This is a genomic window from Sphingomonas sp. ABOLE (assembly GCF_003950455.1).
Taxonomy (GTDB): Bacteria; Pseudomonadota; Alphaproteobacteria; order Sphingomonadales; family Sphingomonadaceae; genus Sphingomonas; species Sphingomonas trueperi.
Genome location: NZ_QQWY01000043.1, coordinates 1 through 25133, shown reverse-complemented (window position 1 = coordinate 25133; position 25133 = coordinate 1). Strand labels below are relative to the sequence as shown.

At 62.9% G+C, this 25133-nt stretch carries 23 protein-coding genes and 1 pseudogene; 8 read left to right on the top strand and 16 right to left on the bottom strand.

Going from position 1 to position 25133, the window contains the following annotated elements:
• Positions 1–8: 8 nt before the first annotated feature.
• Positions 9–644, top strand: a complete 636-nt coding sequence (locus CA234_RS25055) for a c-type cytochrome (protein ID WP_241213604.1) — start codon at positions 9–11, stop codon at positions 642–644.
• On the opposite strand, the gene CA234_RS20115 is transcribed toward CA234_RS25055, so the two are convergent.
• Positions 541–1209, bottom strand: coding sequence for a cytochrome b/b6 domain-containing protein (locus tag CA234_RS20115; RefSeq protein WP_126002600.1), 669 nt, complete (start codon positions 1207–1209; stop codon positions 541–543). The genes CA234_RS25055 and CA234_RS20115 overlap by 104 nt on opposite strands.
• Positions 1206–1919: a cytochrome c oxidase assembly protein gene (locus CA234_RS20110; RefSeq protein ID WP_126002599.1), complete on the bottom strand. Its 714-nt coding sequence runs from the start codon at positions 1917–1919 to the stop codon at positions 1206–1208. The genes CA234_RS20115 and CA234_RS20110 overlap by 4 nt, the downstream gene beginning before the upstream one ends.
• Positions 1920–2074: 155 nt before the next feature.
• On the opposite strand from CA234_RS20110, the gene CA234_RS20105 reads away from it, so the two are divergent.
• The 3 genes from CA234_RS20105 to CA234_RS20095 all read left to right on the top strand — a co-directional run bounded on the left by CA234_RS20105 (position 2075) and on the right by CA234_RS20095 (position 5941).
• Positions 2075–2680 carry a cation diffusion facilitator family transporter gene (locus CA234_RS20105; RefSeq protein ID WP_126002598.1) on the top strand — a complete coding sequence of 202 codons (606 nt, stop codon included), beginning with the start codon at positions 2075–2077 and terminating at the stop codon, positions 2678–2680.
• Complete coding sequence (locus tag CA234_RS20100) at positions 2677–4230, top strand: pyruvate kinase (protein ID WP_206431256.1); 1554 nt, start codon at positions 2677–2679, stop codon at positions 4228–4230. The genes CA234_RS20105 and CA234_RS20100 overlap by 4 nt, the downstream gene beginning before the upstream one ends.
• 1285 nt (positions 4231–5515) lie before the next feature.
• Positions 5516–5941, top strand: coding sequence for a flagellar hook-basal body complex protein FliE (locus CA234_RS20095; RefSeq protein WP_241213603.1), 426 nt, complete (start codon positions 5516–5518; stop codon positions 5939–5941).
• Between the two features lie 81 nt (positions 5942–6022).
• Here CA234_RS20095 and CA234_RS20090 read toward each other — a convergent pair whose 3' ends face one another.
• Both CA234_RS20090 and CA234_RS20085 read right to left on the bottom strand, forming a co-directional pair.
• A complete protein-coding gene (locus CA234_RS20090; RefSeq protein WP_126002597.1) occupies positions 6023–6625 on the bottom strand; it encodes a DedA family protein in 603 nt (200 codons plus the stop codon).
• A gap of 62 nt (positions 6626–6687) precedes the next feature.
• Positions 6688–7437: an HAD-IIB family hydrolase gene (locus CA234_RS20085; protein ID WP_072384095.1), complete on the bottom strand. Its 750-nt coding sequence runs from the start codon at positions 7435–7437 to the stop codon at positions 6688–6690.
• 410 nt (positions 7438–7847) lie between these two features.
• Here CA234_RS20085 and CA234_RS20080 point away from each other — a divergent pair, with 410 nt between their 5' ends.
• Complete coding sequence (locus tag CA234_RS20080) at positions 7848–9149, top strand: divalent metal cation transporter (protein WP_241213602.1); 1302 nt, start codon at positions 7848–7850, stop codon at positions 9147–9149.
• Between the two features lie 44 nt (positions 9150–9193).
• A complete protein-coding gene (locus CA234_RS20075; protein ID WP_125962600.1) occupies positions 9194–9523 on the top strand; it encodes a hypothetical protein in 330 nt (109 codons plus the stop codon).
• 22 nt (positions 9524–9545) lie between these two features.
• Here the strand turns inward: CA234_RS20075 and CA234_RS20070 are convergent, their stop codons facing one another.
• Both CA234_RS20070 and CA234_RS20065 read right to left on the bottom strand, forming a co-directional pair.
• On the bottom strand, positions 9546–10511 hold the full coding sequence (locus CA234_RS20070; RefSeq protein WP_125962601.1) for a CorA family divalent cation transporter: 966 nt from the start codon (positions 10509–10511) through the stop codon (positions 9546–9548).
• 2 nt (positions 10512–10513) lie between these two features.
• Positions 10514–11482 (bottom strand): magnesium and cobalt transport protein CorA, encoded by a 969-nt coding sequence (locus tag CA234_RS20065; RefSeq protein ID WP_125962602.1) that lies wholly within the window; start codon positions 11480–11482, stop codon positions 10514–10516.
• Between the two features lie 454 nt (positions 11483–11936).
• Between CA234_RS20065 and CA234_RS20060 the strand changes: the two genes are divergently transcribed.
• Complete coding sequence (locus CA234_RS20060; protein WP_125962610.1) at positions 11937–13172, top strand: glycoside hydrolase family 130 protein; 1236 nt, start codon at positions 11937–11939, stop codon at positions 13170–13172.
• Between the two features lie 117 nt (positions 13173–13289).
• Here the strand turns inward: CA234_RS20060 and CA234_RS20055 are convergent, their stop codons facing one another.
• From CA234_RS20055 to CA234_RS20020, 8 genes are all read right to left on the bottom strand, one after another.
• The gene (locus CA234_RS20055) at positions 13290–14036 is read right to left on the bottom strand and encodes a VWA domain-containing protein (RefSeq protein ID WP_125962603.1); all 747 of its coding nucleotides are present in this window, start codon (positions 14034–14036) and stop codon (positions 13290–13292) included.
• Between the two features lie 13 nt (positions 14037–14049).
• Positions 14050–15033 (bottom strand): hypothetical protein, encoded by a 984-nt coding sequence (locus CA234_RS20050; RefSeq protein WP_125962604.1) that lies wholly within the window; start codon positions 15031–15033, stop codon positions 14050–14052.
• Positions 15034–15037: 4 nt separating this feature from the next.
• Complete coding sequence (locus CA234_RS20045; protein ID WP_072384091.1) at positions 15038–15691, bottom strand: TerD family protein; 654 nt, start codon at positions 15689–15691, stop codon at positions 15038–15040.
• Positions 15692–15711: 20 nt separating this feature from the next.
• Positions 15712–16887, bottom strand: a complete 1176-nt coding sequence (locus CA234_RS20040; RefSeq protein WP_072384099.1) for a hypothetical protein — start codon at positions 16885–16887, stop codon at positions 15712–15714.
• A 151-nt stretch (positions 16888–17038) separates the two neighbouring features.
• The gene (locus tag CA234_RS24670; RefSeq protein WP_206431254.1) at positions 17039–17197 is read right to left on the bottom strand and encodes a hypothetical protein; all 159 of its coding nucleotides are present in this window, start codon (positions 17195–17197) and stop codon (positions 17039–17041) included.
• Complete coding sequence (locus CA234_RS20030; protein WP_072384090.1) at positions 17194–18387, bottom strand: acetate/propionate family kinase; 1194 nt, start codon at positions 18385–18387, stop codon at positions 17194–17196. The genes CA234_RS24670 and CA234_RS20030 overlap by 4 nt, the downstream gene beginning before the upstream one ends.
• Positions 18384–19802 carry a bifunctional enoyl-CoA hydratase/phosphate acetyltransferase gene (locus tag CA234_RS20025; RefSeq protein ID WP_072384089.1) on the bottom strand — a complete coding sequence of 473 codons (1419 nt, stop codon included), beginning with the start codon at positions 19800–19802 and terminating at the stop codon, positions 18384–18386. Before CA234_RS20025 ends, CA234_RS20030 begins: the two co-directional genes overlap by 4 nt.
• A 3-nt stretch (positions 19803–19805) precedes the next feature.
• Positions 19806–21563, bottom strand: a complete 1758-nt coding sequence (locus CA234_RS20020) for an alpha/beta fold hydrolase (protein WP_164521886.1) — start codon at positions 21561–21563, stop codon at positions 19806–19808.
• Positions 21564–21783: 220 nt separating this feature from the next.
• Here CA234_RS20020 and CA234_RS20015 point away from each other — a divergent pair, with 220 nt between their 5' ends.
• The gene (locus CA234_RS20015; protein ID WP_241213601.1) at positions 21784–22215 is read left to right on the top strand and encodes a hypothetical protein; all 432 of its coding nucleotides are present in this window, start codon (positions 21784–21786) and stop codon (positions 22213–22215) included.
• A gap of 48 nt (positions 22216–22263) precedes the next feature.
• Here the strand turns inward: CA234_RS20015 and CA234_RS20010 are convergent, their stop codons facing one another.
• Together CA234_RS20010 and CA234_RS19995 are read right to left on the bottom strand one after the other, a co-directional pair.
• Entirely contained in the window at positions 22264–23526 is a 1263-nt protein-coding gene (locus tag CA234_RS20010; RefSeq protein ID WP_125962607.1) for a mechanosensitive ion channel domain-containing protein, read from the bottom strand.
• 1221 nt (positions 23527–24747) lie between these two features.
• Positions 24748–25008, bottom strand: a pseudogene (locus tag CA234_RS19995) (integrase core domain-containing protein); the annotation flags it as partial.
• Positions 25009–25133: the final 125 nt, after the last annotated feature.

The following is a 25133-nucleotide window of genomic DNA, read 5'->3' as shown; positions in this document are numbered from 1 at the left end:
CCCGTGCGATGACGCGATATTTTCTGCGCCTCGGCCTGCTGGGTCCGCTGTATCTGACGGCATGCAACGAGACGGGCGGCAACCCGGCCTTTCGCAGGACCGGCGAGGTTATCGCGTTCAGTGGCGGCAACGGTGGCCCGACGAGCGCCTGCGCGACATGCCATGGCTTGAAAGGCGAAGGCGATGGCCGCCTGACCCCGCGCCTCGCTGGGCTCGATGCGGGTTATCTGGTTCGCCAACTCGATGATTACGCCAACGGGCGGCGCAGGCATGTCGCGATGCGCACGATCGCCCGGCGACTGGATAGCGAGGATCGCGTCAAGGTCTCGGCCTACTATGCCGCGCTGCCAGCCCCAGCATCCACATTGCGCACAACGTCCCTTTACGCCAGCAAGTGCGCCAGCTGCCACGGCGGGAGCGGCGAAGGACGCGGTCCCGGCAACCCGCCGCTCGCCGGGCAGTCGCCGACCTATGTCGTGGTACAGATCGAGGCCTGGCGCTCGGGGCAACGGCATGATCCCACGGGCACGATGCTGGCGGTCAGCCGCGCATTGGCGCCGGCGGAGCTTGCGATCCTGGCAAGCCGTGACGGGGATCCGTCTCTGCCGGTTCGTCCTCCTTCAACTCCGGCAGCATCCCGATGAGCACATCGTGCCGGTTCCAGAAATGATGCTTGAGGGCCGCGCCGATATGCATGGGAATGAGCGCGACGAGGAGCAGGATCAGCAGGGTGTGGATGCCGTCGGCCCAGCCGAGGATGGTCCACTGCGCCGCGACCGGAATATCGTGGAACGGCAGTTGCGGCCATGCGGCACCGAGCAGATCTAGCCTAGGGCCATCGCCCAGCGCCGACCACATCGCCCAGCCCGACAGCGGCAGGCCGAAAAAGCAAATATAGAACAGCGCGTGGGTCAAATAGGCCAGCTTCGTCTGCCAGCCGAGCTTGTCCGCATCGTTGATCGGTCCCGGCACGATCGTGCGCCACAGGAAACGCAGCGTCGCCAGCACGAGCATGCCGAGGCCCAGCTCGGAATGCAGCTTGTAGGCATCCAGCTTGTCGCCGCCCACCGGCATGCGGCTCATATACCAACCCCAATAGAGCTGAAAGGAGAGGAGCGCCGCCATGATCCAGTGGAAGGCGACGCCGACCGGGGAATAGCGCCGATCGGCGGTATGCCGCGCCGCCCATTCGCGGATCGCCGCGATCATGCGATCGCCATCCGCTGTCGCTCGGTGAGCCAATTGCCTGCCAGCCTGAGCGCGGCGACGAGATAAATCGCTCCGCCCACGATCCACATCAGCAGGCCGGCAAGCTGCTGGTCCTCCACCGGGCTGAGGCCCCAGGGCTGCGTCGTGATCCAGTGCCAGGCGTACAGCGGCGTGGACGCGAAGGTGAGCAGGGCGCCGAGTAAGCCCATCTGGACCATCGTCGCCAGCAGGACCGCGACGCCGATGGGTGCGGTTGCGGCCAGCACGCTGCGCCAGAGGCCGATCGCAGAGGCGAGCAGGGTCAACTCCATGAGCCAGTAGGCACCGTCGCTGGCAAGCGCGAAGGTATAGGCGACCGGTGCGTGCCACAACCAGAAGATCAAGGCATGGACACAGGCCCATGCAGCCGGCCTGCCCCGAACGGCTGGCAATGCCATCGCCAACAGCGGCGCTGCGACGGCCGTCAGCAAGATATGATGCGCCGCGCGTGCCGAGAACAGCGCCGAACTCAACGCACAGAACGGCGATACGAACAGCAGAAGGAGAATGGCGCAGCCTGCGGCTAGCGGGAGAGGCTGTGCCCGGAGTGCGCGGCCGATCAAAAAGAGACTGATCACCAGCGCAATGGCCAGCGGATCCGGATTCCAACGCGTCCAGATATCGACGGGAAGCGGAGCAGAACCGCAATAGGGAATCGGTGGAAATCGCATGAGGCTGCAACAATAAGCGTCTTCGGAGGTTCCCGCCACGAGACTATGGCCTACCCTGCTGGAGCGTAGCGCGGGGGAACTACGGTGCGTGCCGATCGTAACACCCAAAGCGCTCCATCTCGCGCATGACCAACAAGCGATCCGAAAGGCGCCGCATGAACGACAGAGCGCCGGAAGGGCCAGACGAGAGACGCACGCTGTGGATCGTCCTGGTGCTCAACCTCGCGATCGCTATCGCCTTCCTGATCGCAGGTATCAGCGGAGATTCCAGTGCACTCCTCGCCAACGGACTCGACAACCTGTCGGACGCGGCGGTCTACGCATTGAGCCTGATCGCTCTCAGCCGGGGGGCGAAATGGAAGACGCGGGCGGCGACAGTTTCGGGCTTCATGCTCCTGATCTTCGCCGGCGGTATCCTGCTCGACGTCGGCCGCCGCTATCTTCAGGGAAGCGAGCCGATCGGCGTCACGATGATGACGATGTCGGCCATTGCGGCCGTGGTAAACTTCGTCTGCCTTAGGCTGCTGCAACGGCTGCGAGAGCCCGACGTCAACCTGCGCGCCGCGACCACTTTCAGCTTCAACGACTTCATCTCGAATGGCGGGATTCTCGTCGCCGGTGTTCTGGTCTGGTGGCTGGGGACCAACTGGCCCGATCTGCTGGTCGGTTTTCTCACCGCGGTGATCGCGATCAAGGGCGGCATCGAGATTCTGCGCGACGCCCGGTGCGAGGCACGTGAAGCAAAAAGGGCGAGCGCATGAAAAGCTCGAGGCATCCCTCGGCGGGCGATGCGCGCCGCCATCGGCATCTCGGGCCGAAGGCGCGGCAGCAGCCGCAGCCGGACGCCGCGATCACCGAACCATCGGCGCTTCTCGACCGCCTGGACGCGCTCACGACCGAGGTGCGGCGGGAAGGTGTGGAGAAGTTTGCCCGATGGAACATTGGAGATGTGCCTGGCTTGGCCTCCTGCGCCGCCAACCTGGCGGACTATCTTGCCCTGCGCGGACACGATCTGCGGCCGATCCAGCGCGGGCTGACGATGCTCGGCCTGTCCTCGTTGGGGCGATCGGAGGGGCACGTCCTCCCCGCGCTTCAGGCGACCCGCGCGGCGCTCGCGGCGATTGTCGGCAGGCAACCGGACGAGCGGCCGCCATCGGAAGCATTCTTCGCCGGCGAGCGCTGCCTCACCGAGCGGCGGCAGGCCCTGTTCGGCGCGACCGGCGATCTGCGCGCGACCGCGATCATGGTGACGTGTCCGAGCGAAGCCGCGGAAGATCCTGCGTTCATGCGAGACCTCGCCGACCGCAGGATCGAAGCACTGCGCATCAACTGCGCGCATGACGGTCCGCGCAGATGGTTGCGGATGATCGAACACGCCCGTGTTGCCGAGCAAGAGACCGGCCACAGGATGCGCATCTTCATGGATCTGGCCGGTCCGAAGATCCGCACCGGCAACATGGAAGGCGGTGGGGGGCGTCTGCACGTGGGCGACCGCCTGCGGATCGTCGAAGCCGGTGCGCTGGGTGCCCACAAGACGGATGAGGCGGTGACGGCGGTCGAATGCACGCTCGGGGAAGCGGTGCGCGGCAGCCGGACCGGCGACCATGTCTTCTATAACGACGGCAAGCTCGGCGGCGTGATCGAGGAAGCGGGCGACGACGGACTGCTGGTGCATATTGAACAGGCTCCGGAGAAGGGTGCCAGGCTAAAACCCGAAAAGGGCCTGAACTTCCCCGATGCCGATCTCGGCATCGCCGCGCTCACGAAAAAGGACCGCCGCGACCTGAAGTTCATTGCCGCCCATGCCGACGGCGTCCAATACTCGTTCGTCCAATCCGCCGCCGACGTGATGCAGCTGCAGGAGGCGTTGGCGGAACTGCGCGACGACTGGCAGAAACTCGCCCTTGTGCTGAAGGTGGAGACCATCCGGGCGATCGACAATCTGCCGGAGATCATGGTCCACGCCGCCAGTCGACAGCCCACCGCCGTGATGATCGCGCGGGGCGACCTTGCCGTTGAGATCGGCTTTGCTCGCATGGCCGAGATGCAGGAGGAAATCCTGTGGCTGGCCGAGGCTGCTCACGTGCCGGTGATCTGGGCGACGCAGGTCTTGGAGAACCTCGTCAAGAAGGGCCGGCCTTCTCGTGGTGAGATGACCGACGCGGCGATGGCCGCGCGCGCCGAATGCGTGATGCTGAACAAGGGCCCACATGTCCTCGAGGCGATCGAGGTTCTCGACACCCTGCTCGGGCGCATGGGCGAGCACCAGCACAAGAAGACGCCGCAACTGCGTGCTCTGAAAAGCTGGTAGAATAAATGGTACGCCGGCCCTCAAACGCCTTCAGGAACTATCAGGCGTTCTCGACGGTTCTGATAACCAAGGAGATAGCATGGCCAGCGCACCACCCGATTCTCATCCCGACTCGCCGCCCCGTGGCCCCGACCAGGCCCCGGAACAACTTCCGCAGCCGGATGACGATGGCCGGGAAAGCGTCGAAGATCTGCCGGAAGAGTAGTGCTTTGCGATCATTGCACGGCACCGCGCAGAGGATTAGCGCCGGGAATTGTCAATGGTGGCCTGAGCCGTGTCCGGAATTATGATGGCCACCGCTTATGCGGTGATGGCCGCGTGATCCGTGACCGATCGATCGATACCCGAGGCCAACGAACGCAGATCCGTAGCCGAAGGCGCCAAAATAGGGTTGGCCGTAATAACCGGCGGGGTAATAGCCGCGCGAGGCTACCGCCGGAGAGAGGACAAGCAGGCAGGTCGGCGCCGCCTTCACACCTTCTTCAGTCGGGGTGGCGGGAGGCGGCGACGGCGATCTGGTGACGGGTGCAATCGGCTCCGCAGCTATCGAACCTGGGGTCGTGCAGGGCACGCGGTAATAGACGTACCCTGGTCCGCGCGGCGTAGTAGCGCATCCGCTCAAAGCGAGTACGGCCAACAAACCAACTCCCGCACGCCTCGATCTCGTGAGCAACATTGTTCTTTCCTTCCGGCGTGCCTCCCCGAGGATCGCATGTTCACGTTACACCACAGAACCTCCTTCGCATAGCAAACTGCGCAGCGTGCTGGCTTTACGGGGCGTCAGCGTCATTCACCGCCAATTCAACCAAAGGATGCCACGCTGCTCGCCCACGGTTGACTAAAGTCAGGAGGTTGTCGTGAACAGGCGTGCTTTGTCGCTATTGGCCGGATCGGCAGCGGCTCTCTTTCTGGCCGCGCCGGCACTTGCCGGACAGCATGGCGGCGGCGTGAATTGGACCGGGTCACATGGCGGCGTCAACTGGGACGGAGGCCACCCCTACTCGGGCGTCGACTACAAGGGCAATTCCACCCCCACTACGACCGAACGCTACCCGCGTCGGACGCCCTATCTCTCCCCCCGTGCTGATCCGGCAAAGCCCACACCTACCGACCGAGAGGCCCGTAACGGCTCTAAAAAACGTTCAGGCTCACCATACGGGAGTCGGTAAACTTTCGCCAACTATCGCTCATCTTGAAAGCCCGTTCCCAGATAGGCAATGGGCAGTCCTTCACTACTTGTTAACCTTAATCAAGGACAATTCTCTCGCCTCAAGGAGCAGGACGAATGAGCGACATCGGCAGCATCATGGCCGCGCGCAACGCGATCATCCAGGGCAATGCCGCCCTGCGTGCCGCGGTGCAGCGTTCACCGGTCGATGCCCAACGAGGCGCACAATTCGCTACGGCATTGGTGAATGCCCAAAACGCTCCTTCTACCCTTCGTGCAACGAGCATAGGCGGCACTCCTCCATCCGACACCGCGGGTCCCGTGCCCGGTTTCGCCTCGACGCTTTCAAGCCTGCTGGCCCGGGTCAATACCGGACTGGAGGCCGAGGACACCGCGGCGGAAGCCTATGAGCGCGGAGAAACAACCGACATCGCAAGCGTCATGCTCACTCAGCAGCAGGCGTCCATTCAGTTCGAAGCGACTCTGCAGGTGCGCAACAAACTGCTCACAGCTTATAAGGACATAATGAACATGTCGATTTGAGGCGCTATGGCTTCAATGCTTAGCGCTCACCGGTGAGACACCGGCCTGCTCGCACCCAATGCCCGATTACGCCGGTCCGCCTTAGCGATGCTTCCGACCGAAGATCGCAACGCGCCAAAGATACCAGATTCCTGCCAACGCCAGTACGGCATTGCTGACCGGCTCGACAATCGTGGCGATCTGGCCGTAGCGCTCGCCCAACTCATAGCCTGCGATGGCCAGCATGGCCGTCCATGCCGCCGATCCGATGGTGGTCCATGCCAAAAATGGCCCCAGCGCCATGCCGGTGACACCAGCCGGCACCGAAATCAGCGTGCGGATGCCCGGCAACAGCCTGCCGAACAGCACCGCCCAGCGACCATAGCGATCGAACCATTTGTCCACCCGATCGATTTCTTCGGGTGTCAACGTCAGCCAGCGGCCATGATCCGCGGCAAACCGCTTGAGCCGCTCGATCCCGATCCAGCGCCCCACATAATACCAGAGGGTGGCACCAGCGACCGACCCCAGCGTGCCGGCCATGATCACGACCGGCAGCGAGCCGCGCCCCTGCGCTGCCGTATAGCCGGCCAGCGGCAGGATGACCTCGGACGGGATCGGCGGGAAAAGATTCTCCCCAAACATGAGCAGAAATACGCCAAGGCCACCCAGCTTGGAGATCAGCACGACGATCGCGTCATACATTCTTCTTTCTCCAAGCGAGCGTTGCCGTGTCGGTTACTTCCATCAACAATCCCTCCGCGCGATCATCGTTTCAGGCAAGCGACGATCGCGGTGATCACCGAGACCGTCTCCGCGACGTCACGAACCCTTACGGTGTCGAGACCAATCTCGGCCGCCGGATAGTCGTTACCACCCGGATAGATCGCATCGCCCAAAAACAGCATTTCATCCAGCCCGATGCCGCTTTCCGCGCTCAACCGCTTGAGTCCGTAGCCCTTGTCCACGCCTGCGCGCGTGACGTCGATCGACGTAGTGCCGCCGAGGTTGATCGAAAGACCGGGTAGCGCTTCGCGAAGAACGGCCTGCAGCGCCGTCCGCTTGGCGCGATCCGGATCCCATGCCTCCTTGGCTTCGAGCGGCGCTTGCTGACCGAGCCCCGAAAAGGTGAACTGGCTGCCGCGGTCTTCGAGCCGGTCTCCCCAGATGCGTTCATCGGTCAAATTGGCCTCCGCCAGCGCCCGGTCGAAAGCTGCGCGGATCTTTGCCTTCTCCTCTTTTTCGAACAGGTCCGCATAGATCGTTTGCCACGCGCTCCCGTCGAACCGATAGAGTTTGGTGCCGGTCGTCGGCATCAGCCAGAGCCGCTCTCGCTTAGCGTCGGCCGGCAAGCGCAATGCAACCTGCTTGTCGAACTGCGGCCAGTCACCGCCCGAGATCACCGCCACATCCGCGACCTCCAGAAGGCTCGATAGCGCGGCGCCCATCTCTTGGGACAAAGGCTGTTTGCTTTCCGCCAGCGTGCCGTCCAAATCGAACGCAATCAGTCGCTTCATGCCACATCCTTCCTCTGTCTAGCCGCGCGCTCATCTCCCGTCGACCGGGTCGGTTAGCCGCTTCGCGCGCACCCAAAGTTGGTGGAATGCACCAGACCGTCCAAGGTGCCACCGTTGCGGCGGCCCGTTCGCGGTTTATTCGGGGCTCTCTGGGCTCAGTTAGCAGTTATTCGACGTATGCAATTCCATTCGACATATCGACAAAGCCGTACACGGCGCAGCGGGCGCTGATCCTATGCAGCACTGCAACACCAATGCGGTCGCGCACGGCGGGAAGAATGCCGTGGACGCAATGGGCGAAATGAAGCAACCCACGCAGTAGTTTTAGTGATTCCTTGAGTTTCCACTGGCTTGATCGAGCGCGACGGTGGCGATTTTCGACCTAGCTCGGAAAGATTGAGTCGGTCCAAATGCACGACCTCCAGCGGTCACGCCCAAAACCCCTGCAGAAGTTCCATCGCCGCTTGCGATCGGTGGCGCTGTTTGAACAGCTCGGCCCCGGGCTCGTCACCGGCGCGGCCGACGACGACCCGAGCGGGATCGCCACCTACTCGCAGGTCGGCGCGCGCTTCGGCTTCCAGCTCCTCTGGGTCATGGTCCTCGTCTATCCGCTGATGACCGCGATCCAGCTCATCAGCGCCCATATCGGTCGTGTCACCGGTTGCGGTCTTGCCAAGAATATGAGCAACGCCTTGCCCAAATGGCTTGTCGCGGGCCTCGTGGCACTGCTGTTTATCGCCAACACGATCAATATCGGCGCCGACCTCGCCGCTATGGGTCAGGCGGCGGGGCTCATCGTCGGCTTCGATGGCAAAATTCTGACCGTTGGCCTGGCATTGGTTTCACTGACCTTGCAGCTGTTCGCCCCTTACAAGCGCTATGCTGCCTTGCTAAAATGGGTGACCCTGAGCCTGCTTGCCTATGTTGCCGTCCTCTTCCTGGTCAAGATCGATTGGTCCGCCGTGTTGGTAGGCCTCGTCTGGCCCAAGGTGGCCGGCGTCGGTGCCTGGACGATGATCGTCGCCGTCCTCGGGACCACGATCAGTCCCTATCTGTTCTTCTGGCAGTCCGCGCAAGAGGTCGAGCAAGTCTCCCAGGACCCTGATGCAAAACCTTTGAAAGAGGCGCCCGGCCAGGCGCGGCGCGAGTTTCAGCGCATCCGCATCGACACCTTCGCCGGCATGGCGATTTCGGTTGTGGTGGCCCTTGCGATCATGATCGGCACGGCCGCGACCTTGAATGCCGCCGGTCAGACATCGATCCAGACCGCGACCGATGCCGCAAAGGCACTCGAGCCGGTCGCGGGGAAGTTCGCCCTGGCGCTCTTCGCCCTCGGCATCATCGGCACCGGCATGCTGGCGGTTCCGGTGTTGGCGGGATCGGCCGCCTATGCCGTGGGTGAGAGCCGCGGCTGGAAATGCGGCCTCGAAGAAAAGCCCTGGCATGCGGTGGGCTTCTACACCATCATCGGCCTTGCGACACTGGTAGGGCTCGCGATCAGCTGGTCACCGATCGATCCGATGCATGCGCTTGTCTACAGCGCGGTCATCAACGGCTTTGTCGCCGTCCCCATCATGGCGACGATGATGACCATCGCCTATCGCCGATCGGTGCTTGGCAATTTCACGGCCTCGCGTCCGCTTCTGGTGCTTGGCTGGCTCGCAACGATTGTCATGGCCGGCGCGGCGCTCGCGTCCGTGCTCCTGCCGTAGCGCCCGCAAACACCTGCCGTGTTATAACTTGAGGATCAAGCCTCATGAAGGAAGAGACGAGTTCGCAGGCCCGCCGCGCCGCATTCCGACGCCGCTCGATCATCGTCACGGTGTTGGGACTGGCGGCCGCTGGCACGATCATGGTCTTGGGTTCTCTGGGCCTGTATCCGCGCGCCTGTTTGATCGCGAGTTCACTACTGTCGCTGTTCACCCTTTTCTATGCCATTTCGACCTTCCGTTCGATCCGGGCAGACAACGCCCGGCTCCAAAGGGAAATCACGATCGCAAAGCTGCGCCTGTCGGCCAACCTGCCACCACCGGTCCGGCCGGCGCGGCCTAAAGGTGCCGGTGGCGGGGACAATGAAGAGGTGTGATCGCCGACCGCTCTCTCAAACGCTACACCCAGCGTTGTCGGCGAAGACGCAGATAGATCGCCGCGCAGAGGCTGCCCATGGCGAGAAGAAAAATGCCGTAGCCGAACCTCGCCGACACACCGACAATGCCGGGAAAATTCACACTGGAAAGCGCTGTGGCCGATGTCAGAAGCGCGAACATGACCGCCCATGCCGACAATGTACGCACCGTCCGTTCGATTTCGCTCGCCGGGACCGTGCTCAGTGACATCAGGCCCGCGATGACGCGTTGGCTGGCGAGCGCAAGCCGCTCGGAGCCTTGGAGTGTCTCCAGAACGTCGCGCAGATACGGCCGGGCGCCCGGATCGATCGCATCGTAGCGCTCCGCGGTCAATGCCTCGATCACGCCGAGATTGGCGGCCAGGCCGCGCTTGAAATCGAAAAGGTCATGCTGGAAGCGCAGGACATCGTAAAGATCTTCACGGCGCAGCCTTCCGGCCGACGCCTGGCGCTCCAACTCAGCGGCACGCGCTTCGAGCGCCAGCGCCACCGACAGGAAATCGCTCGCCACTGGAGCCAACAGGCCGGACAGGAAATAGGCCGGACCCCGCGCGAGCAAGCCAGGGTTTGCTTCGATCTGATCGCCCTCCCGCCGCCCCTCGGGCCGGCCCGTCACCGAGACGACGAATTGCCTGCCGAGAAAGATGGTCATGTTGCCATAGATCGGCTTTCCGTCGGTGTCGGAGATGTCGCTCAGCACCATTCCCAGGCGCGCGTCTCTGTCGATCAGGCGTCCGGGGGAACCGTTGCGCGCCGCTTCGACGACAGATTGAAAACCAAGACGTGAGGCCGCCGCGTCCAGATGCGTGTCGTGCCCGGAGACGATCGCCACCCAGACGAAATCTCCGTGATCAATTTCTCCTTGGCCGAGATCCGCGATCCGACCCTCGCGAACGAACCTGCCGGCTTCATAGATGCGGCAGTGCCCTCCGGAAGACTCGAGCGACATGCTCAAATCCACCGCGCCCGCTTGAAGCGGATGAAGAGAATCCCGCAAATGGTCGCAATGACGCCAAGGACCATCGGGTAGCCATATTGCCACTTGAGCTCGGGCATATGTTCGAAATTCATGCCGTATATTCCCGCAATCGCGGTCGGAACCGCCAGCAAGGCCGCCCAGGCAGCAAGCTTGCGCGTTGTCGAGCCAAGGCGCTGCTGTTCGAGAAGCGCACTTACCTCGAAAATCGACGACAGAAGGTCGCGCAGGCCCCCCGCCATCGACATGACCACCCGGACATGGTCGAGAACGTCGCCGAAATAGGGCCGAACATTGTCATCGATGCACGGGCTATCGCTGTGCTTGAGCTTTCCCGCCACGTCGGCCATAGGTGCGAGGAACGTGGTGCATTTCATCAGATCGCGCCTGAGCGCGAAAATCCGTGCAATGTCGTCCCGCTCCAGGAAACTCTCCAGGGCGCGCGCCTCGAGGTCGAACACCTCATGCTCTATCTCGCTGACCACCGGTTTATAGTCGTCGACGATATGGTCGAGTATGGCGTGCAGCACATAGTCGACCCCATGCTTCAGCAGTTCGGGCGCTTCTTCCAGCCTCTCTCGAAGGTCGAGGTATCCCTCTTTGATGCCATGGCGGACCGTGACGATATGGCGAACGCCCACAAAGATATGGGTTTCCCCGAACGTCACCTGGCGATCGGTGCGCTCGATGGTTCGCGCCACGACAAAAAGCTGGTCCCCATAGACGTCCACCTTGGGCAGCTGATGAGCCTTGAGCGCGTCCTCCACCGCGAGAGGGTGCAGGGAAAAACGCGCTTCGAGGAGCGACATTTCTTCCGGCGTCGGCTCAACCAGGCCAATCCAGATGAACTCGTCGTCGCCGACCTCAACTTCGCCCAGTGCATCCGATGCGAACTTCTTGGCGACCACGCCATCCCGATAAACCCGTGCGGCCACAACGCTCATGGGAATCTCCGCCTGATTTCGATATCAACGTCACTTCACGCGGCAGTAGCGGGCGGCACGTCGACGGCCAAGCGAGATGACGAACTCGGAAGATGCACTCGAATGAGAAAGCGACCATCGATTTTTGTTGCGCTGTTGCCGGCTGGCGTTTGGCTGCTTGCCGCACGAGCGATGATGGCTACCTCAAGCCGGACGCGGCGACTTGGTTTGATCCACCCACGTCTCGCGCTCTACCTCAGCTTCCGAGCAGCCGCGCTCTATCGCGCGGGCTTTGCGGCCTGGCGTTACAACCGGGGAAAATGGCGTTGACTTCTCTTCGCATCACAGCGCCCTTATCTGGGCGAAGCCGACATGATGTACGCGCGTGCGCAGCTGCGTCTAAAGCTCGCGGGATGACACAGTGACCGACACCCTCAACGCAGCCGATGTCTTTACCAAGCTCGACATTAAGCTGATGCCCGATCCCTCCCGGACGGTCATCCGCCCTTTCGGTTTCGACTATCCTGCGGCGTTTGCAGCGGGCCGGCCGCCGAGGAGCGAAGCGGTTGCGGCCCGGCTGATGGCGCTCGATCCTGCCTATCGGCGGCGGATGCTGACGTTGCTGCGCCGCGCGATGCAAAGGCGTCATCGACGCGTCGACGATGTGTTCCTGCGCCGCTTCGAGGAGATCAAAGGCGGGCTTGGGATCACCGTGGTCGACCAAGACGATCGGCTGCTCGTCGGCGCCTATTTCAGCCAGGAATACGCCTTCGAAAGCGCGGCGCTGTTCAACCCCAGCATCGTCGAGATTCCCCATCGCGACCCGGGCGACGGCAGCATACGCTTCCTCCTTTCGTTGCGCGGGGTTGGCGAGGGTCATGTCTCGTCGGTCACCTTCCGCTCCGGAAGCTGGGACGGCGGCGAAGGCCTCGTCATCGATACGCCGAGCGGCCAAGGCGTGTCACCGCGAATAGAGCGCCAGGAGGAAGGATGGGTCCGACTGCGGTCCGATGACAGCGAGGATATTTCGGAAACGGTTATCTTTCCCATCCTGCCCAGCCAGCGGCAGGGCGTGGAAGATTTGCGATTGGTCCGCTTTACAGATCATGATGGTGCGCAAAGCGTAATCGGCACCTACACGGCTTTCGACGGCAGCACGGCGCGCGCCGAGCTCTTGCGCGGTGTCGATCTGCGCACGTATGAAATGCGTCCGCTCATCGGCGCCATGGCGGGATACAAGGGCATGGCCCTGTTCCCGCGGCGCATCGAGGGGCGATACACAATGCTCGGACGGCAGGATAGTGAGAGCTTGTGGCTTCTACAATCCGACACGCTTGAGCGATGGGAAGAAGGCGTGCCCATCATGGCGCCTCGTTACCCGTGGGAGTTCGTCCAGATCGGCAATTGCGGCTCGCCGATCGAGATCGACGAAGGCTGGCTGGTGTTCACCCACGGTGTGGGACTGGTCCGCGGCTACTGCATCGGCGCCTGTCTGCTCGACCGGGACGATCCTACGAAGGTGCTTGCGCGGACACCCTCTCCGCTTTTGTTCCCGAGCGGCGAGGAGCATGGCGGCTACGTGCCGAACGTCACCTACAGCTGCGGCGCGCTGCTTCACCGGCGGCGTGTGCTGCTGCCCTACGCCGTCGCCGACGAATATTCCGCGTTCGCCGTAGCGGGCGTCGAGGATCTGCTCAGCGTGATGCGGTAGGCCTTTCGATCTTCGCGCGCCCGGGAGAATAGCGTGCTGTGACCGATGAGGCTCAGCGATATCCCACGTCATAACGCTACGATCAATTGCCAAGTGATTTGATTGTAAAATGACCGCCTAGGATTTAAGCCAGTCGAGCAGTTCTGAGCCGAGCAGCTGAGTGTTGAGCTGTTCGTCGGACAATTCGACGAAGGCGTCGAGATCGCGGATGATGACAACGCCCGTGTTACGGAAGCGGGCGGCGATGTGGCGCAGGAAACCGAAATCGACGTCGTGCTCGCATGCGCCGACGAACAGGAAATAAACCTGATCGCCCCGCCGTTCCGATTCCTCCAGGATTTGAATCGTGCGGCCATGGTCGGATGGGTCGTTCTCCCCATCGGTTACGAAGATGACGATCGAACGCTTCTTTGTACGAAACTCTGGCTCCTGGCCGAGCCCGAAGAAGCGACTAAGGAACCCGCCCCCCGCCTCAGCTGGCAGCCAACCAAAGTGCTGGAGATTCCGTTCGAGCACGTAGCTGTAGGTTGTGCCGCCGTTCCAGCCAGGCACGCGCTTTACTACGTTGCGGACAATATACCCTCGGCAATCGTCAGGCGCGACTGTACCAACGTGGTGCACGCTACGTTTCCCGTCGCTGAAGGTGAAGACGTCCATCCGCCCGTCTGGATCAAGCTCCATGCCGTACGGCACCAGCCGCTCGATAAGCCGGCTGGTGGTGCCCTCCTCATGCTCGTGCTCGAACGAGCCCGATACGTCCATATCGAAGATCAGCTCGGCCTTGACGTCAGCGGCAACACCGGCCTTCTCGAGCGAGACGCGCAGGGTACGGGCGGATTTCTGGAGGTCGAGCTGGAGCGTCATGGTCTTGGGCCCTTCATGTCTTGAGCTGCTGCAAAATAGTTTGGAGGCGGTATTGGAGTTCGCCGGCCTCGGTCGGGTTGGGCGAGCGCACCCCACTCGCAGTGGCGGTCAATGCAGCTATGGTGGAGAGCCAGGCGGGCATTGCCACCAGCACCGCTTCCTGGACCGCAGCGATCAGGTGCAGCGGCTGCTCTGCCTGCGCGGCGCGGAGCGGATCGTCGCCGCGAAGCTGTGCGACTGAGCGGGTCAGGCTCATCGCGCGCTCCAGGAACCGCTGCGACAGCGCTGGCTGCGCGATCGAAAGATGGTCGGCCAGGAACCCGGCCGCCAGCGCCGCGGCCTCGATGTCGCCGCCGGTGGCCTCAATCCGGCGCGACTGTTCGCTCAGCCGGTCGCGCAGCCGCAGCAGGGGATCGAGTGCGGCGGCCGTCAGCCTCACCAGCTGGTCGAGTTCAGCCCGTGCGTCTTCCAGCGCACAGAGTGTATCGATCCGGCCCGTTCCGCCGAACAGCCGATCGAACACCCCGGCCGGCCGGCCGGTGCCGCAGATCACCGGCAGATCAATCGCACCGAGCAAGTCGATCATCCGCGTCACATACGCCCGAACCCGGCCCAGTTCGTCAGCCCGCGCCAGGTCAAGCGTCCGCGCGACAAGGTCGGCGTACTCCTGTTGCGCGCCGTGGCCCCACAGGGTGATGGTGCGGTCGCGCGCCCCCTCGACCACGAAACCCTCGACGAGCCGTACCGCGGTGGCGGCGACGGCGGGGGCGACGCCGGGCGACAGCCGGGCGATATCGGCGACGGTGACGGCGATGCGCCTGCGTTCGACGCCGGGAATAGCGGTGGGAGCTACGACAGGGCGGGTCGCATGCTCGGACACGGGCGGCGACGCGCGGTCGGCGGGGCGGCGCGAAGTCTTTTGGCCGGGCGCGATCGGACCGATGACCGTCGGGCGCAGCCGGGTCGGCCCGCGGTTGGGAGGCGCGTCGTCGGGCACCAGCTCAGGAGAAATGAGCGAGCACGTCGTTAAATGTCCCGTTGAAGCCACGTCCCACCGCGGCATATTCCCAGCCTTCAGGGCCAAGCAGTAGGCTGCCGAGCTGGACCACGTTGAACTCCTTGAACTCGGACGACAGCTGGTACGCGCCGAGCTCGCGTCCGCTGCCATCGGTCAGCGTGATCGTGCACAAGTCGATGTCGCCGAACGCCGGCTCATCCTCATCGGCATCGCCCTCTTCATGCCCTCCGCCATGATCCGCCTCGTGGACCGTTACCAAAATAGGGATCTCATTGACCCCCGCAGGCAACTTCGATCCGTCGATGATGATTGATTCGCTGCTGTTCTGCACGCGAAGGTCGCCGCTGTGCGACAAGCCCCCGCTCGGGGTGGCAAACGAGCCGTCCGTGTTAGACGCCAGCGCGCCGCCCTGCGGGTTCATCCGCGTGGTGTTGTAGGTCGAGAGCACACTCACCAGCTCGGTCACCTTGGCGCCATTGCCGTCGTTGCGCGCCTCAAGCGCGTGGACGTCGACGTCGTCCGCATGGTCGGCGTCGCAGCGCCACTCCACCTTGGCGGTGAAGCGCGCGCCCTTATTCAGCGAAAGTTGCAGCTTAGGCACCGCGACGCCGGGCTTCTCGAGCGACAGGGTGAGCATTGTTGATCAGGTCCTTCGTTTCAATTGGGAGCAAGCGTGGCGAGTTCCCGCCGCGCGTCCGCGAACTTGCGGCGGGCTATCTCGAACTTCTCGTCGGTAGTCTTGCGCGCAACTTCGACCAGTCCGTGGATTTCCTTGGTGGTGGCAATGATCGTCTCGATCTGCTGAGCCTGCGCGACCCGGTTATCGCCGGGTGCGATCGCCGCAGTCACCGCCACGTCCTTCAGCGCGCGGCCGCGCAGCTCGGTCAACTGGCGATCGAGCTTGGCTTGTCGGCCGGCGATTTGCTGCACGCTTCTTACCGCAAACGCGCCGTGGATCGACAGCAGCGTCATCTTAATCGAGGCGAAACGCGACGCGACGGTGGTCGCGGTTTCCTGCAGGGTGGCGACCCCGGCCTGCTCGATCTGCTGGATCACCAGCTGGTCGGCTGGAAGACGGGTGTAGCTCCCCTCCAGCGCCAGCGCGCGGCTTTCGAGCAAGCGCAATTTGTCCTTCAGCTCCGTCAGCCGAGCCTGTGCCACCGGGTCGGCCGGGTCGAGCGCCGCCTCCTCATTTGCGACATAGGCCTGCGCCTTGTTGAGCAATGCGCGCGCCACCCCGGCGGCGACGGCGAACTCGCCGAAGTGGTTGCCGTAGCTTTTCTTCAGCTGATCGAGGTTCTGGAGCTCGGCGAACAGCTTCTGCATCTCCTTGCTGAGCTCACCCTCCAGCCGGGCCATCTCGTCTGCAAGCGTCTTGGTCCGCCCCGCGATCAGGTCGCCGATCGCGGTCAACATCTCGTCGATCAGCTGGTCTGGCCGCTTACCGCGCAACCGCCCGAGCAGGCGGCCGAGGAAGCCCGGCTTCTCGCCGTTCTGCATTTTATCAAGGATGGCAGGCAGGTCAGCGTCCTCGACCCCTTTCTCCAGCCGCCCAAACAGCGCGAACACCGCCGCAGCACTGTTCTTGTCGAGCCGCTGAAGAAAGCCGTCGAGCGTGCTTTGCAGCGCTTGTTCGGCTTCGAGGCCGATACGGATCACATCGCCGGAACGCATGGTGGCGAAGTCAAGCTGCGCGAGCTGCTTCTCCGCCTCGGGCAGCTGCTCAGGACGAAGGATGATGGCGCCGGTTTCAAGCGGTATGGGAGAAGCCGCCGACTGCTGAAGTTCGACGGAGCTCCTGCCCGGGTTGGATCCAATGATCGTCGGCTTCATCACTTCTCCTTCGCCCACAGGCGACAGTATATTAGCAGCGATGATCGCACCAGCAATTTGCGAGGATAAGGCGCCGCAACCCCGGAGCAGTTCGCAACGGCGATACCGCCCGTCCCCCGGCATAGCAGTGCGGCCAGCACGTTGAAAATGGTCACAAACTGCGACGCTTGGCAGATCGTGCCTGATCAAGATGAAAATTGGCGCTGCGCGACCGCGTGAACGCCTCTGCGCAACCCGCCGCGATGCTGTGCTCGTTGGCGATGCCCACAATCAGGCCGCGTTTGCCGTCAAGATCGACAAGTGACGTCATGATTGCAATGCTTCTAAAAGGGCCAGGGTGTGAAGCGCGATCATCCGCTCCTCGTCGGTCGGAATGACGAGAACGTCGATGCGGCTTTCGCCGGCCCGCGAAATGCGAAGCGCGTTGTCCGCATTGGCGTCGTCGTCGATCTCGAGACCCGCCCAAGCCAACCGGGTACAGATGCGCCGCCGCACATCGGCGTGATTTTCACCGATCCCGGCGGTGAACACGAACGCATCCAGTCCGCCAAGTGAAGAGATAAGCCCGCCGGCCTCGCGCGCCACCCGCCAGCAGAAGAGATCGATCGCCTCTTCCGCCTCGACGCTCCCGTCTTCCGACAGCGCACGCATGTCGCTCGAGATGTTCGATACGCCGAGAAGACCGGATTTGCGGTAAAGCAGGTCCTCGACCTCGGCCACCGGCATGCTTAGCTGTGACTGGAGATGCAGCACGACGCCGGGATCGATGCTGCCGCAGCGCGTGCCCATGACAAGCCCGTCGAGGGCGGTGAAACCCATCGTCGTGTCGATGCTGCGCCCGCTCTGCATTGCGCACAGGCTGGCGCCGTTGCCGAGGTGCGCGGCAATCACACGCCCGCCCGCGAGCGCCGGATCGATCTTGCCCAGACGCCGTGCGATATATTCATAAGAAAGACCATGAAAGCCGTAGCGGCGGATACCCTGATCGTGGAGGAAGCGGGGGATGGCGAGCCGGGAGGCGACCATCGGCTTGTCATGGTGGAAGGCCGTGTCGAAGCAGACGACCTGAGGAAGATCGGGGTTGATCCGGGCAATGGCGCGGATAGCGGCGAGATTGTGGGGCTGGTGGAGCGGCGCGAGAGGGCAAAGCGCCTCCAGGGCGTCGAGCAGGACCGCGTCGACCCGTTGCGGCGCGGCAAAGCGGGTGCCGCCGTGAACGACCCGGTGGCCGATCGCGACGACCTGCCGGTCACCAAGATGGTCCGTGGCCCATGCAAACAGATCTTCGAGCAGATCGGCATGGGTCAGCGACGCCCCATCCGGCCAGTCGCGGTCTATCAGGACTTCACCCTCGACGGAGCGGATGCGGAGAGCGGGTGCAATACCGATCTTTTCGATCTTGCCGCTTGCCGACAAGGTGAGGCTGTCAGGATTGCCGAGCGTATAGAGCGCGAACTTGATGCTCGATGATCCGGAATTGAGACTGACGACGGCCTTCATGCGCGCGTCGCCATCCCCGGCGCGGCCTTTGTCGCCGCATGGGCCATAAGCACAGCGACCGCGCACGAAGCCAACCGGGTCCGCAGGCTGTCGGCACGGCTGGTCAGGATGATCGGCACGCGCGCCCCGAGAACGACACCGGCGGCATCCGCATCACCCAGAAAGGTCAATTGCTTGGCCAGCATGTTGCCGGATTCGATATCGGGTACGACGAGGATGTCCGCCCGTCCCGCGACCGGCGAGACGATGCCTTTCTCGCGCGCCGCATCAGGGCTGATCGCGTTGTCGAATGCGAGCGGCCCGTCGAGCAGTCCGCCGGTGATCTGCCCGCGATCCGCCATCTTGCAGAGCGCTGCCGCGTCGAGCGTGGAGACCATTGCCGGATTGACCGTCTCAACCGCGGAGAGGATCGCGACCTTCGGCTCCTCGATCCCGATCACATGCGCGAGATCGATGGCGTTGCGGATGATATCCGCCTTCTCCTCCAGGCTCGGGGCGATGTTGATCGCCGCATCGGTGATGATGAGAGGTCCCAGGTGGTCCGCCACATCCATCACATAGGCATGGCTGATCCGCCGCTCCGTCCGCAGGCCCGTGCCGGACGCAACGACAGCGCCCATCAGTTCGTCGGTGTGGAGCGAGCCCTTCATCAGCAGTCTGGCCTTGCCCTCATGCACGAGTGCGACCGCCCTGGCCGCCGCGTCATGGCTATGGCCGGCAGACTCGATCGGAAAGCCCGTGATGTCCTTCCCGGCCTCCTCGGCCGCGATGCGGATTTTCGCCTCCGGGCCGACCAGGATGGGGGCGATCAGGCCCTGCTCGGCTGCCTCCACGACCGCCACGATCGCCGACGCGCTGCACGGATGGGCTACCGCGGTCGGCACCGGCGCGAGCCCAGCCACTTTTTCCATCAATCGACGATAACCATGACGTTCGGCAAGATGGACGTCCGGCAGGGCAATGCGCGGGCGGCGCACTTTCTCGTTCGGCGCCTTGACCTCCGCGCGGCCTGAGATCACCTCCTCGCCGTCCTGGTTGACGCAGCGGCAGTCGAATATCACGATGCTGTGTTCCGTCTGCTTCTCGGCCACCGTTACGCTGGCGGTGATCGTATCGCCAAGGCCGACCGGACGCGAGAAGCGCAGCGACTGGCTGAGATAGATGGCGCCGGGACCCGGAAGTTCGGTGCCGAGCACCGCCGATATCAGCCCGCCACCCCACATGCCATGCGCGATCACGCGGCGGAACAGGTCAGTCGCGGCATAGTCGGGATCGACGTGCGCGGGATTGACGTCGCCCGAGACCAGCGCGAAGAGCTGGATGTCCTCCTCGCGCAGTGTTCGCGCCAGGCTCGCCGTATCACCCACCGCGATCTCGTCGAAGGTGCGGTTCTCGATCATTGGTTCGTCATTCATCGCTCAGCGCTCCAGCACATAATGGCCGGGTGCCTCTGCGAGCGGCGCATAGCCCTTGTCCGGTGCGCCCATCGGCGGCGGCGTGCCCGCTTTGCCCGACAATTTTGCGAGCCAATCGCTCCACGCGGTCCACCAGCTGCCTTCGTGACGCGTCGCGGCATCCAGCCATGCGTCGGGGTCGAGCGCGGCTCCATCCGCCTCGCGAGTAAGCAGACGATAGGACCGGCCTGGATGCCCCGGCTCCGAGACGATCCCGGCATTATGGCCGCCGCTGGTCAGCACGAAGTCGATCGGCGCCCCGGTCAGCCGGTGAATCTTGAAGACCGAACGCCAAGGCGCGACATGATCGCGCTCCGTGCCGACCACGAACATCGGCCGGCGCAACGCCGACAGGGCGATCGGGCGTCCATTGACCTGGAAGCGTCCTTCGGCGAGATCGTCCTTGAGGAACAGCCGGCGCAGATACTGGCTGTGCATGGCATAGGGCATCCGCGTGCCGTCCGCGTTCCAGGCCATGAGATCATTCATCGGCTCGCGCTCGCCCATGAGATAAGTGGTGAGCACGCGCGACCAGACCAGATCGTTCGAGCGCAGCATCTGAAACGCGCCGCCCATCTGAGCGCTGTCGAGATAGCCTCGACCCCACATCATGTTCTCGAGTAGGCTAAGCTGTCCTTCGTCGATGAACAGGCCCAGTTCGCCAGGCTCGCAGAACTCGGTCTGGGCCGCGAGCAGCGTGAGGCTGGCCAGCCGGTCGTCGCCATCGCGCGCCATGGCCGCCGCCGCGATCGCAAGCAGCGTCCCGCCGAGGCAATAACCCGCCGCATGGACCGAAGCGCCGCCGGTGATCGCGGCGACGGCGTCGAGTGCGGCCATCGGTCCAAGCTGCAGATAATCGGCCATGTCGAGGTCGCGATCGGTGCTGCCGGGATTATGCCAGGAGATCATGAACACGGTGAAGCCCTGCGCGGTGAGCCACTGGACCAATGAATTCTCCGGCGACAGGTCGAGGATGTAATATTTCATGATCCAGGCGGGCACGATCAGGATCGGCTCGGGCCGGACTTGCTCCGTCGTCGGCGCATATTGGATCAATTCCATTAGCCGGTTCCGGTACACGACTTTGCCTTCGGCGGTTGCGAGGGTTTCGCCGACCTGGAACGTTTCCGTACCGGCCGGCGGCAGGCCGCGCATCAGCGCCTCGACGTCGGTCATCCAATTTCGCAGGCCGTCGGCCAAGCACTGTCCGCCGGTCTCCAGGATACGCTGCTGCAGGACGGGGTTCGTGGGGAGGAAATTGGTGGGCGCCGCCATGTCCAGCCACTGGCGGACGGCGAAAGCCACCATCTCCTCATGATGCGCGGTAACGCCCGTGATCCCGGTCGTTGCCGCGTGCCACCATTGCTGGTTGAGCAGAAAGGCCTGCGAGACGAGGTTGAACGGCGCCGTCGCCCAAGCTGGATCGGCAAAGCGCCGATCCTGCGGCAGCGGCTCGATCGCGCGCCCCGCCTGCGCGTCCGTCGCGCTACGCATGGCATAGTCTCCCAGTCGCGTCATTTTGCGCAGCGCCTTGGCAGCGAGCTGCGTCTGCTTGCCCGGCGAGGCGGCAAGGTGCAGCATCCAGTCGGAGACGGCCTGGGCCAGCGTGGCCGGCGACAAGCCGAAGGTTGCCTGAGCAATCATGGCACCTGCGGCGCGGTCCATGGTCTCCGCCAGGCCATCGAGCGGATCACCCACGCCGGGGGTCTGAGCTTCGACCATGATCTTCAAACCTTCCATGAACGGGCCAATTCCTAAGCCTTCCGCGCATGACCCCGAGACTCGGGAGCGGAGCAGCACAATCAAGGCACGCCTTTCCTATGTTCGGTCACAAACGCGCTATAGGGACATTCCCTATGGTGTCTTTGTTGCGTACGGGTGAAGATGGCCGCTGGGTCGTTTGGCCAGACCCCGCATCGGGCTAATATGAAGGGAATTCGCTTTGTCACATGGCTCGCGACGCTGGAAAAACCAATCGATCGAAGGCTTTCCTCAGGAGGGAGCCACGCGGATCCGAAGCGGGAAATTGCGGCCTTTCGCCTGGATTCTGATCGGCCTCGCGATGCTGGTCTGGTCGCTTCTCTCCTGGCTTCTCTACAGCTTTACCGATCCCGTGCTCGCCTGGCTCGCCACCTCGCTCGATCTCGTTGTGGATCGCGGACAGGATACCGCGAAAACGCTGGGCAACAAATCTGCCGGCGACATACTGGCCGCGCTCGATACCAGCAGCCTGCCCGGACAATTGCTGGGGATGCTAAAGAGCACCGGAAAGGGCGCCGTCGTGGTCATCTGGGTAATCGGCATGGCCGTATTAGCCATTTTGCCTATCGGCTTGTCCCTGATTGGCCGTTTCTATGTCCGAGGGCGCCATTGAAGCATGGTGACACAACGGAACTCGAGCGCTTGGACGGCTTGACAACGCTCAGCCATCTCCCACCCCGATCAATTTCTTCGCATTCTCGCCCAATGACATCCGTTGAACGTCATGGCCGCTCGGTGCCTGATAGAGGCGCAGGTCGAATTCAGGCAGGATCGCGAGCAAGTGATCGAAAATATCGGCCTGGATGGTTTCATATTCCGACCAGATCGTCGTCGCGGTGAAGCAGTAGATCTCCAGCGGCAATCCCTGCGCGGTAGGTTGGAGCTGACGCACGAGCAGGGCCATATCGCCCGACACACGCGTTTGTGCGCGAAGATACGCGATGACATAGGCGCGAAACGTGCCGATGTTGGTAAGGCGCCGTCCGTTCACGACATCCCCGCCATGCTCGACGAGGTGATCGTTCGATTGCGCCAGTTCGCCCTGTTTGCGGATTAGATAATCGTCGATCAGCGCGAAACGGCGCACGCTCAGTTCGTCCTCTTCGCCCAGAAAGCGGATGCTGCTCTGGTCGATGAAGAGGGATCGCTTGATCCGTCGCACACCGACGTCCTGCATGCCGCGCCAGTTCTTGAAGCTGTCGGAGATAAGCCGATAGGTGGGTATGCTCGTGATCGTCTTGTCGAAGTTCTGCACTTTGATCGTGTGCAAGGCAATATCGATCACGTCTCCATCAGCATTGAGCGCGGGCATCTCGATCCAGTCCCCGACCCGGAGCATGTCGTTGGAGGTGAGCTGCACCGACGCGACCAGCGACAGGATCGTATCCTTGAACACCAGCATGAGCACTGCCGCCAGCGCGCCCAGTCCCGAGAGCAGTAGCAGCGGCGACTGTTCCATCACCACCGCAATCACCAGCACCGCGCCGGCAAGAAACAGCAGGATTTTGAGGACCTGGACATATCCCTTGATGGGACGATGGGCGGCATCGGGCCGGCGCTGATAGAGCCGATTTGCAAGATTGAGCGCGGCGTTCATCGCCAGGATGATCGTCAGGATGATGAAAGCATTCGCGACATTATGGATCGCCGTCGCCAAACCAGCTGGCAGATGCACGACTAGTCCGACGCCGCGGGCGAGGATGAGCGCAGGCACGATATTGGCGAGCCGCGCGACGATAGGTGCGGGAGTCGGACCGTCCTTGGGCAACAGCTGCAAGGCGAACTTAAGGATCACCTGCTTGACGATCCAGTTGACGAAGACCGCAATCGCAAACAGCAGGGCGACCCCAAGCATCGCCTCCAGCCATGAAGGCATGGCAGCCGCGAAGGGGAAAGTGGCGGAGAAGGTTTGCGAATCGATCATGGCGCTCGCCGGCAATCTATCTTGCATCGCAGCCGCGGATTTCGACGAACGGCAGCCAACATGGGGACGCCACTTCGACAAATAGAAGCGACGAAAGCGGGATTCGCAACGGACCCTCCTTCAAGACTGCGTTAGAACAACACCAGATTGACACCATGGCGACGCAACGACGGCGCATTAAACGACTGGCGGGTCACACGAACAGGTTTTTTGGTAGATAGTCGCCTTGATCTGTATCGCCTCCGAACTTCAAAAGGTCAGGGTCGATCCAGAGCGGTGCTTGCGAAGGCGCCCTCGGTCGAAACCTGCACGTCACACTTACATGAAACGCCAGTCCTGAAGTTCACCAGATAATTCTGTGAGGTTGAGAACCACCGCCTCATCCAGACGCACCGACGATGACCACCCTCCAGCCAAATTGGCCCGATTGGCTGCGAGACGTTCGTAATCGACCTTGATAGCCGGCCGCCGCCCGGCTCAGAGGAGTGCTTCTACCCCCTAGGCGACGCCATCCCAATAACACTGAAGGAATTCCTTTCAGAAGTGGTCTCATCGTGCTATCCGCGTCTATCATGCGGCGTGTCCTGCTCATTTTTGCAGCGCTTTATGTCAGCCTGTCTCTGACTGGCGGATCAATTGCACACGCCATGGAGCCGATTTCCTGCGTGGACAGTGCAACAGCCGCCAGCATGGGACACAGCAACGGTGATGGGGACCAGGTTCCTTCCGATGCAAATAAGGGATTCACGCATCACCATGGGGGCTGTCACAGCCACCAAGTTTGCGATGCTGTGAAAAGCGAAGTGCTGCCAATCGCTTTTGGCATGGACAACCCGTCACCGCTTTTCGGTTTCCAGTACCTCCCGCTCGCTACAGCTGACCCCGCGCTGCGACCTCCAATAGCCTGATATTCCGCCTTCGCCGCAACGTTCGCGGCCTCCCGGAATTGTCAGGAGCTCTCATTCATGCATCGTGTCATTGCGGCCCTGCTGGCCGTGGCGTCTTGCGCGACTATCGCGCACGCGCAGACGGCGCCATTGCCGCCAAGTTCATCACCTCCCTTCACGTTGGAACGCGCCCTCATTGCGGCGGGTGCGTCGTCCCCAAGTGACCTGCCCCCCGCTGGTCCCGCGGTCATAACGAGAGTCTGCCGGTTTGATATTCGTGCTGCCCCACCGGCACAAGCGCGTCGGACGTGAGGCCTCCATTCAGCAGGAACGTCCGACGCGCTTGTGCCGATGTTCGGTTCCCCAGCGACGAGTGCGGCCTGACGTTGTTGTAGTCGTAGCGCCAGACAGTCAGTTTGCGCCTGGCGTCAGCCAGGCTGTCGAACAGCTCTTCATTCAAGAGCTCGTCGCGCAGCGATCCATTGAACGATTCAATGAACGCGTTCTGCTGCGGCTTGCCGGGATCGATGTAGTGCCACTCGACCCGGTTCTCGCTGGCCCACTTCAGGATCGCCCTGCTGGTGAACTCGGTCCCGTAGCACATTGGGAAGCGCTGGTTCGGGAGCCGCTATGGCCCTGATGAAGACAAGGCCGCGTAGCGGCCGCAGACTTCATCAGGGCAAGCCATGGCCGGTCAGCAGGTATCTAAAGTGAGGTTGT

Excerpts from the sequence above, each read along its gene's own strand:
- CA234_RS25055 (WP_241213604.1), top strand. The coding sequence starts at position 9 with ATGACGCGATATTTTCTGCGCCTCGGCCTGCTGGGTCCGCTGTATCTG.
- CA234_RS20115 (WP_126002600.1), bottom strand. The coding sequence starts at position 1,209 with ATGATCGCGGCGATCCGCGAATGGGCGGCGCGGCATACCGCCGATCGG.
- CA234_RS20110 (WP_126002599.1), bottom strand. The coding sequence starts at position 1,919 with ATGCGATTTCCACCGATTCCCTATTGCGGTTCTGCTCCGCTTCCCGTC.
- CA234_RS20105 (WP_126002598.1), top strand. The coding sequence starts at position 2,075 with ATGAACGACAGAGCGCCGGAAGGGCCAGACGAGAGACGCACGCTGTGG.
- CA234_RS20100 (WP_206431256.1), top strand. The coding sequence starts at position 2,677 with ATGAAAAGCTCGAGGCATCCCTCGGCGGGCGATGCGCGCCGCCATCGG.
- CA234_RS20095 (WP_241213603.1), top strand. The coding sequence starts at position 5,516 with ATGAGCGACATCGGCAGCATCATGGCCGCGCGCAACGCGATCATCCAG.
- CA234_RS20090 (WP_126002597.1), bottom strand. The coding sequence starts at position 6,625 with ATGTATGACGCGATCGTCGTGCTGATCTCCAAGCTGGGTGGCCTTGGC.
- CA234_RS20085 (WP_072384095.1), bottom strand. The coding sequence starts at position 7,437 with ATGAAGCGACTGATTGCGTTCGATTTGGACGGCACGCTGGCGGAAAGC.
- CA234_RS20080 (WP_241213602.1), top strand. The coding sequence starts at position 7,848 with ATGCACGACCTCCAGCGGTCACGCCCAAAACCCCTGCAGAAGTTCCAT.
- CA234_RS20075 (WP_125962600.1), top strand. The coding sequence starts at position 9,194 with ATGAAGGAAGAGACGAGTTCGCAGGCCCGCCGCGCCGCATTCCGACGC.
- CA234_RS20070 (WP_125962601.1), bottom strand. The coding sequence starts at position 10,511 with ATGTCGCTCGAGTCTTCCGGAGGGCACTGCCGCATCTATGAAGCCGGC.
- CA234_RS20065 (WP_125962602.1), bottom strand. The coding sequence starts at position 11,482 with ATGAGCGTTGTGGCCGCACGGGTTTATCGGGATGGCGTGGTCGCCAAG.
- CA234_RS20060 (WP_125962610.1), top strand. The coding sequence starts at position 11,937 with ATGCCCGATCCCTCCCGGACGGTCATCCGCCCTTTCGGTTTCGACTAT.
- CA234_RS20055 (WP_125962603.1), bottom strand. The coding sequence starts at position 14,036 with ATGACGCTCCAGCTCGACCTCCAGAAATCCGCCCGTACCCTGCGCGTC.
- CA234_RS20045 (WP_072384091.1), bottom strand. The coding sequence starts at position 15,691 with ATGCTCACCCTGTCGCTCGAGAAGCCCGGCGTCGCGGTGCCTAAGCTG.
- CA234_RS20040 (WP_072384099.1), bottom strand. The coding sequence starts at position 16,887 with ATGAAGCCGACGATCATTGGATCCAACCCGGGCAGGAGCTCCGTCGAA.
- CA234_RS24670 (WP_206431254.1), bottom strand. The coding sequence starts at position 17,197 with ATGACGTCACTTGTCGATCTTGACGGCAAACGCGGCCTGATTGTGGGC.
- CA234_RS20030 (WP_072384090.1), bottom strand. The coding sequence starts at position 18,387 with ATGAAGGCCGTCGTCAGTCTCAATTCCGGATCATCGAGCATCAAGTTC.
- CA234_RS20025 (WP_072384089.1), bottom strand. The coding sequence starts at position 19,802 with ATGAATGACGAACCAATGATCGAGAACCGCACCTTCGACGAGATCGCG.
- CA234_RS20020 (WP_164521886.1), bottom strand. The coding sequence starts at position 21,563 with ATGGTCGAAGCTCAGACCCCCGGCGTGGGTGATCCGCTCGATGGCCTG.
- CA234_RS20010 (WP_125962607.1), bottom strand. The coding sequence starts at position 23,526 with ATGATCGATTCGCAAACCTTCTCCGCCACTTTCCCCTTCGCGGCTGCC.